The 16,010-nt window shown below is 57.5% G+C and carries 17 protein-coding genes; 12 read left to right on the top strand and 5 right to left on the bottom strand.

Annotation, left to right across the window (positions count from 1 at the left end):
* Positions 1–25 precede the first annotated feature (25 nt).
* Both AXE86_RS03680 and AXE86_RS03675 read right to left on the bottom strand, forming a co-directional pair.
* Positions 26–427, bottom strand: coding sequence for a hypothetical protein (locus tag AXE86_RS03680; protein WP_061944800.1), 402 nt, complete (start codon positions 425–427; stop codon positions 26–28).
* The gene (locus AXE86_RS03675) at positions 420–1,271 is read right to left on the bottom strand and encodes a hypothetical protein (protein ID WP_232294918.1); all 852 of its coding nucleotides are present in this window, start codon (positions 1,269–1,271) and stop codon (positions 420–422) included. The genes AXE86_RS03680 and AXE86_RS03675 overlap by 8 nt, the downstream gene beginning before the upstream one ends.
* A gap of 166 nt (positions 1,272–1,437) precedes the next feature.
* Between AXE86_RS03675 and AXE86_RS03670 the strand changes: the two genes are divergently transcribed.
* Entirely contained in the window at positions 1,438–2,679 is a 1,242-nt protein-coding gene (locus tag AXE86_RS03670; RefSeq protein ID WP_061944797.1) for a methyltransferase, read from the top strand.
* A gap of 85 nt (positions 2,680–2,764) precedes the next feature.
* On the opposite strand, the gene AXE86_RS03665 is transcribed toward AXE86_RS03670, so the two are convergent.
* A complete protein-coding gene (locus AXE86_RS03665) occupies positions 2,765–3,001 on the bottom strand; it encodes a hypothetical protein (RefSeq protein WP_009753085.1) in 237 nt (78 codons plus the stop codon).
* A 351-nt stretch (positions 3,002–3,352) separates the two neighbouring features.
* Between AXE86_RS03665 and AXE86_RS03660 the strand changes: the two genes are divergently transcribed.
* The gene (locus tag AXE86_RS03660) at positions 3,353–3,853 is read left to right on the top strand and encodes a flavodoxin family protein (RefSeq protein WP_061944794.1); all 501 of its coding nucleotides are present in this window, start codon (positions 3,353–3,355) and stop codon (positions 3,851–3,853) included.
* Complete coding sequence (gene hutW / locus AXE86_RS03655; RefSeq protein ID WP_061944791.1) at positions 3,850–5,499, top strand: heme anaerobic degradation radical SAM methyltransferase ChuW/HutW; 1,650 nt, start codon at positions 3,850–3,852, stop codon at positions 5,497–5,499. The genes AXE86_RS03660 and hutW overlap by 4 nt, the downstream gene beginning before the upstream one ends.
* Positions 5,500–5,549: 50 nt before the next feature.
* On the opposite strand, the gene mutY is transcribed toward hutW, so the two are convergent.
* The gene (gene mutY, locus AXE86_RS03650; protein WP_061944788.1) at positions 5,550–6,659 is read right to left on the bottom strand and encodes an A/G-specific adenine glycosylase; all 1,110 of its coding nucleotides are present in this window, start codon (positions 6,657–6,659) and stop codon (positions 5,550–5,552) included.
* A 307-nt stretch (positions 6,660–6,966) separates the two neighbouring features.
* Between mutY and serS the strand changes: the two genes are divergently transcribed.
* The 8 genes from serS to AXE86_RS03615 all read left to right on the top strand — a co-directional run bounded on the left by serS (position 6,967) and on the right by AXE86_RS03615 (position 13,301).
* Positions 6,967–8,238 carry a serine--tRNA ligase gene (serS, locus tag AXE86_RS03645; protein WP_061944785.1) on the top strand — a complete coding sequence of 424 codons (1,272 nt, stop codon included), beginning with the start codon at positions 6,967–6,969 and terminating at the stop codon, positions 8,236–8,238.
* Entirely contained in the window at positions 8,235–8,789 is a 555-nt protein-coding gene (locus tag AXE86_RS03640; protein WP_061944783.1) for a UbiX family flavin prenyltransferase, read from the top strand. Before serS ends, AXE86_RS03640 begins: the two co-directional genes overlap by 4 nt.
* A gap of 13 nt (positions 8,790–8,802) precedes the next feature.
* Positions 8,803–9,429 (top strand): acyloxyacyl hydrolase, encoded by a 627-nt coding sequence (locus AXE86_RS03635; RefSeq protein WP_009753079.1) that lies wholly within the window; start codon positions 8,803–8,805, stop codon positions 9,427–9,429.
* Positions 9,429–10,082, top strand: a complete 654-nt coding sequence (rnhA, locus tag AXE86_RS03630; RefSeq protein WP_061944780.1) for a ribonuclease HI — start codon at positions 9,429–9,431, stop codon at positions 10,080–10,082. Before AXE86_RS03635 ends, rnhA begins: the two co-directional genes overlap by 1 nt.
* Before the next feature lie 126 nt (positions 10,083–10,208).
* The gene (locus AXE86_RS13085) at positions 10,209–10,334 is read left to right on the top strand and encodes a secretion protein HlyD (protein ID WP_071884740.1); all 126 of its coding nucleotides are present in this window, start codon (positions 10,209–10,211) and stop codon (positions 10,332–10,334) included.
* A 160-nt stretch (positions 10,335–10,494) separates the two neighbouring features.
* Entirely contained in the window at positions 10,495–11,262 is a 768-nt protein-coding gene (locus tag AXE86_RS03625; RefSeq protein WP_061944777.1) for an MlaE family ABC transporter permease, read from the top strand.
* Positions 11,263–11,277: 15 nt separating this feature from the next.
* Entirely contained in the window at positions 11,278–12,024 is a 747-nt protein-coding gene (locus AXE86_RS03620) for an ABC transporter ATP-binding protein (RefSeq protein WP_009753076.1), read from the top strand.
* Complete coding sequence (locus AXE86_RS03615) at positions 12,021–13,301, top strand: MlaD family protein (protein ID WP_061944774.1); 1,281 nt, start codon at positions 12,021–12,023, stop codon at positions 13,299–13,301. The genes AXE86_RS03620 and AXE86_RS03615 overlap by 4 nt, the downstream gene beginning before the upstream one ends.
* 295 nt (positions 13,302–13,596) lie before the next feature.
* Here AXE86_RS03615 and AXE86_RS03610 read toward each other — a convergent pair whose 3' ends face one another.
* Positions 13,597–14,634: an IS30 family transposase gene (locus tag AXE86_RS03610; RefSeq protein WP_061944771.1), complete on the bottom strand. Its 1,038-nt coding sequence runs from the start codon at positions 14,632–14,634 to the stop codon at positions 13,597–13,599.
* Positions 14,635–14,871: 237 nt separating this feature from the next.
* On the opposite strand from AXE86_RS03610, the gene AXE86_RS03605 reads away from it, so the two are divergent.
* The gene (locus tag AXE86_RS03605) at positions 14,872–15,972 is read left to right on the top strand and encodes an LptF/LptG family permease (RefSeq protein ID WP_061946928.1); all 1,101 of its coding nucleotides are present in this window, start codon (positions 14,872–14,874) and stop codon (positions 15,970–15,972) included.
* Positions 15,973–16,010: the final 38 nt, after the last annotated feature.

Here is a 16,010-nt window from a genome sequence, read left to right as displayed (position 1 = left end):
TACACATCTGACGCGGCTGAGCGTCTCAGTCGTCGAAATAATCGTCGTCATACCCCTCGCCGTAGTCGTGCCAGTCATTGTGGAGGATGTCCTCGTCCTCGCCGTATTGCCCGCCGTACGGGGTACTGCCGCCGTAGGTATCGGCATACGCATCGTCATCCGGTGTGCCCTGCGGATCCTCTGAGGAAATATCCTCGTCGTCCTCTTCGTATTCGCGGCGGTACGGCAGTTCGTTGTCATAGGCATTGTCCGTCGATGCCGTCTCGCGCGGCGTGGATGGGATACTGACATGGGGCAGAGATGGGGTGAGGATGCCGAAGAGTTTTTCGGCGAGATATGCGCCAAAGACGGCAAGCAGGATTTTCTGCCACCATGACAGCGTTTTTTGCGATTGACGCGGTACGGCGTTTTTCGGTGCGTCAGGCATTTTTCTTCACCTTCTTCCATTGCGCGTTCGCGCGTGCAGAATGGAGCATGGAGGCGAAATTATCCGCGAGCTCTTTCTCCATGGCGGCCGTGTCGTACTTGTCACCCTGATGATGGAGCTTGTTGGCCAGCGTACCCTTCCAGTCGTCGCTCCACAACGTGAAGAAGGTCAGCTCAATCGCCTTCGTCCGATCCGTCTCCGCCTTCGGCAGGTAGTAGAATGTAATATCCCGGCCGTGGAGTGCGGACGGCACGGCGCCGTGTCCCTTCGGGGCGTAGAGATGGTGAATCTCGCGGAGCGCATAGACCATCTCCTCCGGTCTCGTATCCTCGTCGGCAAAGATAAAATTTCCGCCCCTGAAGAGAGACACTTCGTCATTCGTTCCTGCTGGGCGTTTCACCTTGCTGTCCCTCAGCGCCGCGGCCTCCTCCGTTGTTGCTGCATACAGTCTGTGCTGCGCAGCGACTTCTCCGATGCGTGGATTCAGATGAACGGCGTACGCTGCGGCATAGGCGTGGTCGGCATCTGCGGCGCGCTGTGCAAACGGCTGCGGAACAGGGAGCGTACAGTGGCGGACATAGGCCGTGCAGGAAAAGGTGAAGTCATTCGCCTCGTCATACAGCACGTATGTGTTCCGCTGCATGGGGGCGGGCTTCTCTGTCTCCGCCGACTGCAGAACGATGTGCGGTCCGTAGTCGGCGAACTCCTCTTCCAGCATCGCGATGACATCATCCGGCGTATAGGGCGCGCCGTGCTCCGTCGTTACGAGGAACGAACAGCCTGAGAGGAGGGATGTGCACGCCGTCAGCAAAGCGGCGAGCATGCGGGAGAGTCTATGTGCCATGGGCAAGCTCCTGTTGCTGTGTGAGTTGCTGTAATCGTTTGAGAGTATTATAACATAGATGATGCCATCTGGGGAGCTCTCAGTTTTGGAAGACACTTGTCAGGATCTATTTTCTACGGTACAATCAATTGGTCAGAGATTTCTCTATATAAGGGAGCGATTGGTTATGCCGTCACGTGAAGAAATATTTGTGGAATACTTATGGGGGCAAGGGGTATTTCAAGAACAGGATATCGTGGGTAAAAACTGCCTCACTATCGGAGAGATTTACTCCGACGGAGCTGCTTACGCCATGAAACTCAAGGATCGGCTCATGCACGCGGGGGCGGAACAATGCGATCATGTTGTTTTGTTTAACCCCGGCATCTCAGATTCGTACTGTGATCTCACGGATGTGAAAGAAGCCGTTGGTTCATTGACCTACGACCTAATTATTGTCCTCAGCGGGATGGAAACGACACGGGATATTCGTGAGGGCGTTCGACAGCTGCAGGAGATCTGTCATGTGGGCGGGAAAATACTCGTGACGGCACGAACCCCACATGATGTCTCCTCTCGGGTGAGCTTGAATGCGTATGAGGATATATGGCGTTATGAAGCAGATTCACTGGCGGGGCTGTTTGACCGCTGTGCTGTTGAAATGAGCGCTGTCGATGAGGCATATGGCATCGTCTGTGCACTTTTGACGCGCGTGGAGCGGGCAGCAGGGTCGAAGAGCTTCTTATTTCATACGAGGGAAGGCAAGCGCATCGAAGTCGGAGACAATGTGCCGCAGGGGTATTTCAACGCATCCTCGGTTTTGGATGCCATCGGGATCAAATATCGTACGGATAAATGCAGTATGATGCATAACTATCTGGATAAGTACGCATTTTTTCTGGAGAAATTCCGTACCCAACCGATTCGCCTTCTTGAACTCGGGGTGTTCAACGGCTCCAGTGTACGGATGTGGCAGGAGTATTTCCCGCGTGCAGAGATCTTTGGGGTAGATATTGAGGCATCGTGCAGACAGTATGAGGATGAACGCATCCACATTATCCAGGCAGATCTTTCGGATGCCGCTCAGGTATCAATGCTGAGAGAGATTCACCCCCGGATCATCGTCGATGATGCGTCCCATATCGTGAGCCACCAGCTGTTGGCGCTCTTTACCCTATTTGATGTATTGCCGCGCGGCGGTGTCTACATACTGGAGGATTTGGAAACCTCGCTGAATCCGGAGCTGTTTGATGAGGCATATCGTGACTGCTCTATGGATGCCTATGCGGTGTGCGAACGGATCGCACATATTGCGGCACGTAAAGTGCCGGATGATGACAGCATCTATGCGGATCATGTCAATCGGATCGGCATGGAGACGGAACTTGTTTCCATCACAAAAGGCAGTGTGATTCTGATCAAACGCTGATTTCGTCATTGAAATATAAAAACGGTTCTGTTTGGAAAGATAATCTCTCCGAACAGAACCGTTTTTTGATGTGCAGCTTCTCTGATCAGTAACAGCCGCAGCCGCGTGCACGTGACGCACGGCTGTTGTTGCAGTACGCGCCGCCGTCATAGCAGTTGGCACGGTCACCGCAGTATGCGCTGCTGTTGTTCCCGCCGTAGCAGTACGACTGGTTCTCGCGCTCCGGGAGGGTGCACGTATCGCCGTCGCAGACGTAAGCAAGAGCCTGTGCGCCCGTGGCTAGGATCATGCCGGCGACCAGTCCCATCAGTACCTTTTTCATTGATGTTCCCCCTCTCTGTTTACATATATTATAGCACAAATGTCAAGGAGTAAATATTTTACGATAACTTGTAGATATGGATTTGATGATATATGGAATTGAGATGATTTATACTCATTTATTTTACGTTCAAAGGAGCAATGGATTATCATGGATTTATTCAATGAGAACGCGTATTTTAATTGAGAAAGAATATACATATAAATTATAAAACAGATATTTGGCGAGAAATATGAACAAAATTCATAATTAAAATTTATGATTATGTAAAATATCTATTGATTTTTGGACGGCGTTGCGTTATGATATAAATGAATTGAGAAAAAACATATTCACATAAAGGAATACAGTATGAAGAATGAAACAGCAGTGATATATTCCTCGCGCACGGGGAATACGAAGCGGGTGGCGGAGCATCTGGCGGAGGCTCTTGGCGCGCCCTGCTACAGCGTCGCGGATGCCTCTGCCGTGTCGGAGCAGGCAACGCTCTGCATCGGTACGTGGATTGACCGCGGGACAGCAGACGCAGCGGCACGAAAGTACATCGAGCGTCTGCGCGGACGCCGCATCTTTCTCTTTGGCACGCTCGGCGCGGAGCCGGACTCGGAACACGCAGCGAAGTGCATCGCGAACATCCGCGCACTCTGTGACGCGTCGAATGAGATCCTCGGTGCGATTCTCGTGCAGGGGGCAGTCGACCCAATGCTGATCGAGATGTTCAAGAGTATGCCGAAGGATAATGTGCACGCCTATACGGAGGAGAGTGCGGTGCGCTATGCAGCGGCGGCGCGTCACCCCGATGCGGCGGATTTTGCCCGCGTGATTGCGGCGGCAAGGGAGGTATTGGCATGAGTACACTGCAGGCGAAAATCAACGCGCTTCCCATCGAGGAACGTGCGTGGCTGCTTGGAACGAAGTCGAAGAACCCACTCGGCTGTGCCTTCGCCAAAAAGCGCGTCGTGCATCCCGGTGCGGGCGGCAAGCGCATGGTGGCGGACAAGGCGGAGCAGGTGCAGATCTGGGCGGATCTGATGGCACAGACGCCGAATCCTGCCGACGAGCGAGCGGTTTACATCCATATTCCGTTCTGTGACAAAAAATGCAGCTACTGCGGTTTTTTTCAGAACTTCACGCGGGAAGAAGCGGCACATCACTACGTCGATGTACTCCTCGATGAGCTGGATGCGGCGGCGGATACGCCCTACGTGCAGGGCGCACCCTTTCAGGCGGTGTTCTTCGGCGGCGGTACGCCGACGGCGCTGAGCGATGCGGATATCGCGCGCCTCGTACAGGCGGTGCGTGCACGTCTGCCGCTCACGAGTGACTGCGAGATCACACTTGAGGGGCGTATCCACGATCTCACGGAGAGCAAGGTTGAGGCGGCAATGAACGCGGGCATCAATCGGTTCTCCCTCGGCGTGCAGTCCTTTGACACACGCGTCCGCCAGGCGATAGGGCGCATTGACGACGGCGAAACGGTCATCGCGACACTGCGCCGCATGGTGGAGCAGCAGGGCGCTGTCGTCATCGCCGACCTCATCTACGGGCTGCCCTACCAGTCGATGGAGGTCTGGGAAAACGATGTGCGCACGCAGTTCGAGATCGGCATCGCGGGCGGCGACCTCTATCAGCTCAATGTGTTCCCGTCGAGCGAACTGGCACGCCGCGTCGCATCGGGCGATCTGCCGATGCTGCCGACGACGGAGGAGCAGGCAGAGTATTTCCGGCGCGGCATTGACATCGTCATGGAGTACCCGATGGTGCGCCGCATCGACACAACCCACTGGGCGACGGATCACCGTGAGCGCAGCATCTATAATACGCTCGCCAAGCGCGGCTGTGACGTCCTCGCTTTCGGCTCGGGCGCGGGCGGCTTCATCGGTCAGATGATGTGGCGCAATCACGGTGCACTCGCGCCGTATGAGAAGATGGTCGAGGAGGGGGCGAAGCCCTTCCAGTTCATGGGCGAACAGGCAGATGCACACCGCATGCAGAGCGAGATCGGCGACCAGATCGAGCACGGCTATCTCTATGCGCCGTTTTTCACGAAAAAATACGGTGTCGATCTCCTCACCGAGATGGAGCCGCTTCTCGCCGCATGGGCGGAGAACGGGCTGGTCACGCGCACGGAGACGGGATTCCGCCTGACGCGTGCGGGCGAGTTCTGGCATGACAACCTCATTCAGGGCTTCCTCGAGGCGTATGCCCTCACACAGGAGGATACGGTGAAGCTCCGCAAGGAAAACGTCGCTGTGCAGGACATGATACCGAAATCCGTGCGCTCCATGCTGGAGGCGATGTTCCCCGATGGGATGCCCGCACAGATGGCGGCAGCACTCGCAGGAAAACCGTCACCGGAGATGGAGAACCATCCGCACATGCAGATGCTGAAGGAGCTCATTCGCAAAGAGCGTGAAAAGGAACGCGCCGCGGGGGCAGATCATGACCTCAATACGGTCATGCGCACCCAGTCACGCGACCTTGGCAAAGCGGTATAACGAAAGCAAAGCCCCGTCGACTGGCGGGGCTTTATGCTAGGTATTTTCATTTACATATACGGCGTAAAATATCCAAACGCCGCAGGGATGCTGTACGTCTCGGCGAGTTCCGCGCGGCGCACCCAGAGGAGGCTGGACGGCGCGTCCGATGCGGTCTCGGCGGCCATGAGCGGCGGCTCGTTCTTTTCCGCGACCGTGACCGCCCAGCCCGTGAGCTCCCATTCGATATGGCTGAAGATGTGACGTGCGGGCGGGAGTGGGTCGATGGAGAGGATGCGAAAACCCTCGTCCTCGAGATGTGTACGCACGGCACGCTTTGACTGCTTTCCGTCGAGATGTGGATATTCCCAGAGACCTGCGAGGAGTCCCTTCGTGGGCCTTTTTCGTATGGCGATGCGGTCACCGCAGGATAGGACGAGGACGGTGTGTTTTTCCTTGCGCCGTGCTTTGGCGGCGGACTTTACGGGATAGTCCTGTTCTGTGCCGCGATCATGGGTGAGGCAGAGCTGCGCGGCGGGGCAGCTGTGACAGAGCGGCGCGCCGTGCGGCAGACAAATCGTCGCGCCGAGATCCATGAATGCCTCGTTCAAGAGACCTGCATCACGCCCCGTCGGGTAGGAGACGGAGAGCGCGGCTTCAAGAGAACGCTTTGTGCTGTCCTTTCCAATGTCGATGGGGTTCGCCGTGATACGTGCCGCGACGCGGAGAAAGTTGCCGTCAACGGCAGGGCGCGGCTGTCCGTAGGCAAACGACGCGATGGCACTCGCCGTGTAGCGTCCGATGCCGGGGAGCTTGAGGAGCGCATCGAAGTCGTTCGGGAGGTCTCCGCCGTGCTCTTTGACGATCACCTGTGCCGCGCGCTTGAGGTTGCGCGCGCGGCTGTAGTAGCCGAGACCCTGCCACAGCTTCATGAGTGCGTCGTCGTTCACGGCGGCGAGGTCATGGACGCTCGGCAGTGCCGTGAGAAAACGCAGGTAGTAGGCGCGTACGACGGCGGCGCGCGTCTGTTGGAGCATGATCTCCGAGATCCAGACGTGGTACGGTGTCGGTTCGTCGCGCCACGGCAGGTCGCGCGTGTCGGGGGCCGACTTGCGCCATGTGAGCAGGGCGCGGCAGAGGGCGGGAAAGACGTCTGCGCCCGCCCAAGGCTGTATATTCATAGATGGTTCTCCTTTTTTTCCATATTACTATCGCTATGTGAAACGGGGGTGAAAGGGAACTGCTTTACAAAAGAGGAGAAAGCATATAAAATAAACATAGAAAATAGTAATTTGAGGTGGGAAATTTCGCCCAGCCTACGCGCCGATGGTGTGACAGGGGAAAACCGAGTAGATGCAGGAGAATTGGGCGCCAGCCAAATTACTATGATGGAAAGCCGTCCGTAAGGGCGGCTTTTGCTTTTGCGTCCTGTGTATGCTAAAATAGCAACAAATAAATGATATCTACAATATGATGGAGTGATTGTCAATGTTGGATATGAAGTTTGTGCGTGAGAACCTGCCCGCCGTGCAGGAGATGCTGAAGCATCGCTGCAATACGCTCGACCTCTCGCCGTTCACAGAGCTCGAGGAGCGCCGCCGCAGGATCCTGCAGAATGTAGAGGAGAAGAAGGCGCGCCGCAACGCCGTCTCGAAGGAGGTCGGTGCGCGCAGGAAGGCGGGCGAGAACACGGATGAGATCGTCGCGGAGATGCGCACGGTCGGCGACGAGATCGCGGCCCTCGATGAGGACCTGCGCGACGTGGAGCTGCGCCTGCGCGGCCTCCTGCTCCAGATCCCAAATATGCCAAGGGCGGATGTGCCGATCGGCAGGGATGAGACGGAGAACCCCGAGGTGCGCCGCTGCGGCACGCCGCGTACGTTTGATTTTACGCCGAAGGCACACTGGGACATCGGCGATGCACTCGGCATCCTCGATGCAGAGCGCGCAGCCAAGGTCACGGGGGCACGCTTTACGTTCTACAAGGGGCTCGGCGCACGGCTTGAACGTGCCTGCATCAACTTCATGATGGATCTCCATGCGGAGAAGCACGGCTACACGGAGATGCTCGCGCCCTATATTGTGAACGAGGCGAGCATGATCGGGACGGGACAGCTGCCGAAATTTGCCGAGGATATGTTCAAGCTGGAGGGGCTCGACTACTACCTCGTACCGACGGCGGAGGTGCCGACGACAAACTACCATCGTGATGAGATCCTCGATGCAGAGCAGCTGCCGGAGTACTACACGTCCTATACGGCATGCTTCCGCGCGGAGGCGGGCAGCGCGGGGCGCGATACGCGCGGGCTCATCCGTCAGCATCAGTTCAACAAGGTGGAGCTGATCAAATTCGTCACGCCGGAGACGAGCTGGGACGAGCTCGAGAGCATGGTGACGGCGGCAGAGGACGTGTTGAAGATCCTCGAGCTGCCGTACCGCGTCATCCAGCTCTGCACGGGCGACATGAGCTTCACCTCGGCAAAGACCTACGACATCGAGGTCTGGATGCCCGCACAGGACAAGTACCGCGAGATCTCGTCCTGCTCGAACTGTACGGACTATCAGGCGCGCCGCGCGAACATCAAATACCGTCCCGCACGCGGGGCGAAGCCGACGTTCCTCCATACACTGAACGGCTCGGGACTCGCCGTCGGACGCACGGTGGCGGCGATCCTCGAGAACAATCAGCAGGAGGACGGCTCGGTCATCGTGCCGAAGGCGCTGGTTCCGTACATGCACGGGGTCACGGTCATCCGATGAAAAAAGTCATCGTCGGCATCACGGGGGCGAGCGGCAGCTGTTATGCCCTCCGCCTCATCGAGGTGCTCGCGGAACGCGGCATCGAGGTGCACGCTGTCGTCACAGAGAGCGGTATGCGCGTGCTGGACTATGAGTGCGGCGTATCGGCGGAGGAACTGGCGCGGCGCGTGACCGTGCTCTATCCAAATGCGGATGTCGGGGCAGCGATTGCGAGCGGTTCGTTCCACATGGATGCAATGATCGTCGTACCCTGCTCGATGAAGACGGCAGGGGCCATCGCGCACGGCATAACGGACGATCTCCTCTCGCGCGCAGCGGACGTGACGCTGAAGGAGGGGCGGCGGCTCCTTCTCGTGCCGCGTGAGACGCCGATGCACGAGATTCATCTGGAGAACCTGCTGCGTCTGGCGCGGGCAGGGGCGATCATCATGCCCGCCGCGCCGGGGTTTTATCATCGTCCGGAGACACTCGACGACCTTGTTGACATGATGGTGGGGAAGATCCTCGACCGCCTCGGCATCGAGGCGGAGCTATATACGCGTTGGAGGTAGTATCGTGAAAAAGATGTATGCAGCCGCACTCCTGACGGCAGGGGTACTTTGCCTGATGAGTGCCGCCAGTGCCGCACCGTCGCAGACGGCCGCGCAGGAGACGGTAAAGACCCCGCTGCAGCAGATGCACATGGGGACAAGCGAGGAGAAGAACCGCCGGGCGGAGATTCAGGCGGACTATTTCCAGCATCGCGGCGAGCGCCGCTATATCAATCTCTATAATCTGCATGTATTCCGCCAGTACAAGGAGATGCACGGGATGTCGCTCCACTGGGGACTGACCGTCACGCGCCCCGTCGGCTCGTGGGCGGAGAAGGATGCGCCGGATGTGCGCCTTGACTCGGGGGCGGTCGGCGTCGGCCCATCCTATATGGTGCGCTGGACGAAGCCTCTCGGGAAAAAATGGGAGGTCTCTCTCGACCTTACGGGCGGACTCATGGTCTACAACAAGGTGCATCCCGCACACACGCGGAACTATGACTTCATGTGGCGCATCGGCCCACGCCTCACGTATAATTTCAACGATCGGAATGCGCTCAGCATCGCCTATCTCGGACATCACGTGTCCAACGGGCAGCGTACAAAAAACCCCGGCTATAACGGGGTCGGCATCTCGATCGGCTATCGGTACACCTACTGATGGCAAAGAAATTTTATGCGGTGAAGCGCGGGCACAAAACGGGGCTCTTCACCGTCTGGGCGGAGTGCGCGGCACAGGTAAAGGGCTTTCAGGGAGCCGTCTACAAGGGTTTTATGACGGAGGATGAGGCGCGGGCATGGCTTGGCGGTGCGGACGCACGGACGGAGCAGCCCCGTTCCGCTGCGACGACGATAGAGCCTTCTGCCCCTGATGCGGACTACATCATCCACACGGACGGCTCATGCCTTCGCAATCCGGGCGGTGCGGGCGGCTGGGCTGCCGTGATCGAGACGGCGGCGACGGGTGCGGTCGAGGAGAAGAGCGGCGGCGACCCCGAGACGACGAACAACCGCATGGAGCTGACGGCGGCACTGATGGCACTCAGCGCCGTGCCGGAGGGGGCGCGCGTTGCGCTCTACACGGACAGTCAGTATCTTAAGAACGCCTTTACAAAGTTTTGGCTGCCCGCGTGGAAGAAGCGCGGGTGGAAGAAGGCGGACGGTGAGCCCGTGCTGAATCAGGATCTCTGGGTGCAGCTCGATGCGGCGTTTGCCGCGCGGCAGGTGCAGTTCCACTGGGTCAAGGGGCATGCGGGCAATCCGCGCAACGAGCGGTGCGATGCGCTTGCGCGCGCGGAAGCGGAGAGGTTTTAAGGGCGGTGGCGCGTATCGTCTTGTGACACGGTGCAATGTTCCGCGCGAACGCCTCGTTTGCAAGTGGTCGTGCGCTTATCTGCCTAGGGAATCGCTGATAAAATGAGGTATGCCAGATTGGCGTAGATTTTTTGTCCGATTGAGGCAGCAAACCGGACGCATAGCAAGAGCTATGTGGAGGATTTGCTAACGAAAAGCGGGCGAAAAAGATGCGTCAAGATGATCGTACCGAATTTATCAGTGCTTCCCTAAATACCTGCGCATTGCGAAACGCGCTTCGCTTGAACGACGCAATCCGCAGGGGGCAGAACACGCACTTCCTCCACTTGCGCCACTAGGGGTCGCTTAGGAACATTGCACCACCGTCCTTTGTGGCGGAGAATAGCAACATTGACATGAGAGGAGGAACGCTGTGCAGCACGTATTGGAATCCGTCGGGGCGTTCGTCCTCACGCATCTCGCGAATATCGGACGCATCGCGCTCCTGTACGGGGAGACGATGCGGCAGGTGACACGCCGTCTGCGCGTGCGGAGCATCGTCTACCAGATGGCGCATCTCGGCGCGGACTCCCTCCTCATCGTCGGACTGACACTCCTCTTTACGGGTATCGTGCTTACCCTGCAGATCGCCCATGAGTTCATCCGCTACGGTGCGCAGAGCACGATTGGCGCGGTCATTGCGATCGGCATCGGGCGCGAGCTGGGCCCCGTCCTCGTCGGTGTCGTCTGCGCGGGGCGCGTGGGCGCAGCGATTACGGCGGAGGTCTCGACGATGAAGGTCACGGAGCAGATCGATGCCCTGCGCGTCATGGCGGTCAGCCCTGTGAACTACCTCATCGTCCCGCGCATGCTCGCGTGCATGGTCGTCGTGCCGATCCTCACCGTCTTTGGCGACGTGATCGGCGTTCTCGGCGGCTACTTCACGGCGGTGTACTACTCGGGCATCTCGGGCTACACCTTCCTGCACTCCATCACGCAGTACGCGCTCCTCTACGACATGACCGGCGGACTCATCAAGGCGATTTTCTTCGGCAATGTTATCGCCGTCCTCGGCTGTTACTATGGCCTCCACGCGCCGAGCGGGGCGGAGGGCGTCGGTACGGCGACGATGCAGACCGTCGTTACCTCCATCATCGTGATCTTTATCCTGAACGCCGTGCTGACGTTCTTCCTCTTTTGACAAGGCGGTGGCGCAATGATACGACTTGAACACGTCACCAAGCGCTTTGGGACAAAGGAAGCCCTGAAGGACATCACGCTCACGATCAACGAGGGGGAGACGCTCGCCATCATCGGCGGCTCGGGCTCGGGCAAATCGACCCTCCTGCGGCTGATGATCGGCCTTGACCGCCCGACGAGTGGGGCGATCTATATCGGCGCGGACGATATCGCCGCGATGGATGAGGCGGCGCTCGACCGCGTGCGCCTGCGCATGGGCATGGTGTTCCAGTACTCCGCCCTCTTTGACTCGATGAGCGTCGGTGAGAACGTCGCCTTCGGGCTGCGTGAGCACACGGATAAGAGCGACGCCGAGATCCGCAGCATCGTCGCGGAGAAACTCGCCCTCGTCGGACTGCCCGATGCGGCAGAGATGATGCCGCAGGAACTTTCGGGCGGCATGAAAAAACGCGTCGGACTCGCGCGTGCGATTGCGACCGACCCCTCCATCATCTTCTATGACGAGCCGAGTTCGGGGCTCGACCCCATCATGACGGCGAAGATCGACGAACTCATCATCAGTATGCAGAAAAAACTCGGCGTGACCTCCGTCGTCGTCACGCACGACATGGCAAGTGCGTGCCGTATCGCCGACCGCATTGCCATGATCTACGACGGGGCACTCATTGCCGTGGACACGACGGAGCGTTTTCAGGACATCAAAGACGAGCGCGTACAGGCATTTTTCCGTACGATGCATCACCGCAAGGAGGCAGGAGCATGAGTGCAGAGGCAAAGGTGGGGGCGTTTACCCTCGGAGGCGTGATCCTCCTGATTGCTGTCGTCGTATTCTTCGGCGGACTGCGCCTCGGCAGCAGCCGCGACTACACGCTGTACGCAGGATTTCACCGCGCCGTCGGGCTGAATCCGGAGGCGCAGGTGCTCCTCTCGGGCGTGCCCGTCGGGCACGTGCAGGACGTTGTGAGCGACGGGACGGGCGTCACCGTCTCCATGATCATAGAGCGTGGGGTGAAGATCCCGCGCGGCTCTGCCGTCACCATCGGGCAGCCCGGCATCATGGGGGATAAATTCATTATCATCACGCCGAACGGAAACAGCGACACATACGCAAACGGCGACTATCTCTACGGCACGGATGAGATGGGGATGGACACGATGTTCGTTGAGCTGAACAAGATGATCGTCCTTGTGCAGGAGATGCTCACCTCCGTCAACGCCATCGTGGGCGCGCCGGGCTTCCAAACCTCCGTCGTGCAGCTCGCCGTCAACATGGAGCACATCACGGCGAACCTCGACGGGCTCACGGCGACGCTGGAGCAGATGGCGGCGGAGAATCGCGGCGACCTGCGCGGCATCCTCGTGAACATGAACACCATGACAGCGAACCTTGCGCAGAGCACGGCGAGCGTCGAGCGCATCATGGCGAACCTTGAGAGCGTCGGAGCAGACCCCGCGACGGCGGAGAACCTGCGCCAGACGCTCGCGAACATTACCGATGCCTCGGGGCGCATCGCACGCATCGCCGCGGGCATCGAGGCGGTGGCAGGCGACCCGCAGACGCAGGAGGATGCACGAACCCTCATTCACAACGCACGCACGATGACGGACAAGGCGGGTGGGCTGATGGGACGGCTTAGCAGCATCAAGGTCACACCGAAGGTGGACATTATGTATAGCGGCAAGGCTGACGACTGGCGGACGAATTTCAACCTCGATGTCGGTGAGCAGCAGGGCATGTACGCCTCCTTCGGTGTGGACGACATCGGCGGCGGGGATAAGGTGAGCGCCCAGATCGGAAAGCGCGGCAGCGCGTTCGGTGCGCGTGCGGGCGTGATCGGCGGCGCCGCAGGTGTCGGTGTCGACGCCTACGCGGGGGATAAATTCAAATTCTCCGCCGATGCCTATAACCCGAACGACCTCACCGTCCGCCTGCGCAGTCAGTATCAGCTCAGCGGCGGCACCTACCTCTTCGGCGAGTGGAATGCGGTGAACGACCACCAACGCCGCGCCTTCTATACGGGCATCCGACAGGAATTTTGAACGTACAGATTGACGTGTGATAAAACATGTATATAATGTAATTATAATCACACGACTAGACTTCGCATGCACGGAGGATGGGGAAATGATCGATCTGTATTTGTCTGATGGTACGGCGCATGGTCGGCGCCTGTTGACTTTATAAAATAAAACAAATGCTCTATAGCAGAAAGGGAGACTGCTGTAGAGCGTTTTTTTATCGAAAATAAACAGATTGTTACGCCTTTTTATGGGTTCTTTTCTTTTCCTAAATTGCAATATCAAATCGGACAGTAGAGCATAACAGAATCAAAAATTATGGGTGAAGATTTTTTAGCGCGGCATCGAAGCGCTCTTGTGGCGTCTCATAACCTAGAATTTTACGTGGCAGTGAATTGATCCAATCCTCTACGCGCTGCACTTCTTCCTCGCTCAAGTTCGTCATATCCATGCCCTTCGGAATGAAATACCGAACGAGGGCATTCTGCTTCTCGTTCGTTCCACGTTCCCAAGGTGCGTAAGGATGAGCATAGTACACCTTCGCCTCTGGAACAGCTTCTTGCAGACGAGCGAACTCGCTCCCATTGTCGCAGGTGATCGTACGAAATACCTGTGAAAATTGTGCCCCATAGAGCTCTCTTAGTTTGGCAATCCCCTCGGCAACTGCCTCTGCGGTCTTTGCACGAATCTTTATAAGGTGTCTCTTTCGCTTCTTACGTTCATCTGCGGCAAGCAGAACAGGATCCGTTCCCTTTTTCCCGACGATGGTGTCAAGTTCCCAATTCCCAAAGGTGGAGCGTTCGTCAACAAGAGGGTCACGGCAGTCAATACTCTCACCGAGCGTCCTGCCGTCGTCATGGTTCTTTTTCTCTTTGCGCTTACGACGGCGTACCTTCTGTCGCAGGTCGATGTTTTTGACCTTGAGCAGCCCCATCGCAATGTAGTTGTAGATGGTCTTTGTGCAGACAGACACCTCGAACAGATTCATACGCTTGGCACGCCCGCAGATTGCATCAGGAGAGTGTTTGTCTTTGAGAATGGCGTTTTCTACATACCGGATGAAGTCCTGTGCAGCATTAAATTTGGACGGTTTTCCGGAGTTCTCACGATTGCGCTCATAGCGCATTTGACCGGACTGTGCAAAATACTGCTCATAGTACGTCCAATCGGAACGCTTCTGCGCTGCCGTGCCGCGCTTTATTTCCTCGTATAAGGTGGAGCGGGCGATGCCAAGGTCTTTGGCGATTTTCACCTTGGGGACACCGAGACGCAGCATCGCTTCGATCTGCCCGCGCTGATAGGCGTTTAAGTGCTTGAATGTGCGGCGTTTTGTGGTAGAATGAGTGTGGGACATACAGAACCTCCTGGTAGTGTTTGTGCAAAGATATTTTACCAGATTGATTCTGTATGTTCTACTTTTTTATGTGTCCGATTTCATTTTACAATGAACCGCTAAAAGTTTAACGAGACCTTGCGACAATTAAACTTGCAATTTGCCACGTGCGGCAGTCCCTCTTTTGTCTCCTTGTCAAGAACGCTCGAAAATGATAGAATAAATAGAATGCAATTCTGCATCAACAAAGGGGAGCGTATGCATCTGAAAATCCGCATTCTTGACAAGTATATATTTCGTGAGGTCTTTCTGTCCTTTCTCTTTGCCATCTGTGCGTTCTCGGCAGTTTTCATCGGCTCGGGCACGCTTTTTCGCATTGCACAGTACATCACGGACTATGGGGCATCCCTGCCGTCCGTCATAAAGATATTCGTGTTTAGTCTGCCCGGGGTCGTCATGTGGACGTTCCCAATGTCGATGCTCCTCGCAAGTCTTCTGACGTTTGGCCGGCTCTCCTCGTCGAGCGAGCTCACGGCAATGAAGTCCTGCGGCATCGGCTTCGGCCGTATTGCTGCGCCCGCGATTTTGCTTGGCTTTCTCGTGAGCGTCGGCGCGATCCTCTTCAACGAGCACGTCGTTCCACGCGCGAATACGGCGTACCGCAACGTGATCTACTACGAGATCGAGGGCAACTCGGGCATGAAGTCGCAGGAGCACGTCATCATCAAGGAGATCGAGGGCGGGCAGATCAAGCGTCTCGTCTACGCGCGCTCCTACAATGCCGAACAGCAGCAGCTGACGGGGGTCAGCCTGCAGATCTTCGGCGCGGACGGCAAGGTCTCGCACGTCGAGAATGCCGAGTACGCTGAGTGGACGGGCAGCGAGTGGATCATGCACAAGGGGGATGTCTACGACATCGCAGATGAACATCTCGAGCGGCGGATGCGTTTTGAGACACAGGTGCTCCCCGTGGAGAAGGATCCACGCCAGATCATCCGTGAGCAGAAATCCCCCGAGGAAATGACGATGCGCGAGCTGCGCCATCAGATCGCGCTCATGCAGACGCAGTATGTCAACACGAGCAAGCTCGAGGCGGAGCTCTATCAGCGCGTCTCCGTCCCCATGGCGAGCCTGATCTTTACGCTGATCGGCGTGCCGCTCGGGCTCCAGCCGACGCGCAACTCGTCCTCGGCAGGATTTGCGATGAGCGTCATCATCATCTTTATCTACTACGCGCTGATGACCATGGGAAATGCCTTTGCACGCGGCGAGGTGCTTCCGCCGATGCTTGCCGTATGGATTCCAAACATCGTCGGCATCATCGCGGGCATCATCCTCCTGCGGCGCGCATCGCGCTGAGGTTTGCTGCTGCTCTTGCCTGACGCATGAAGGAGGTG

It is taken from the genome of Selenomonas sp. oral taxon 136 (assembly GCF_001554015.1).
Lineage (GTDB): Bacteria > Bacillota > Negativicutes > Selenomonadales > Selenomonadaceae > Centipeda > Centipeda felix.
The sequence above is the reverse complement of the archived record's forward strand: the minus strand, read 5'-3'. Positions and strand labels throughout refer to the sequence as shown.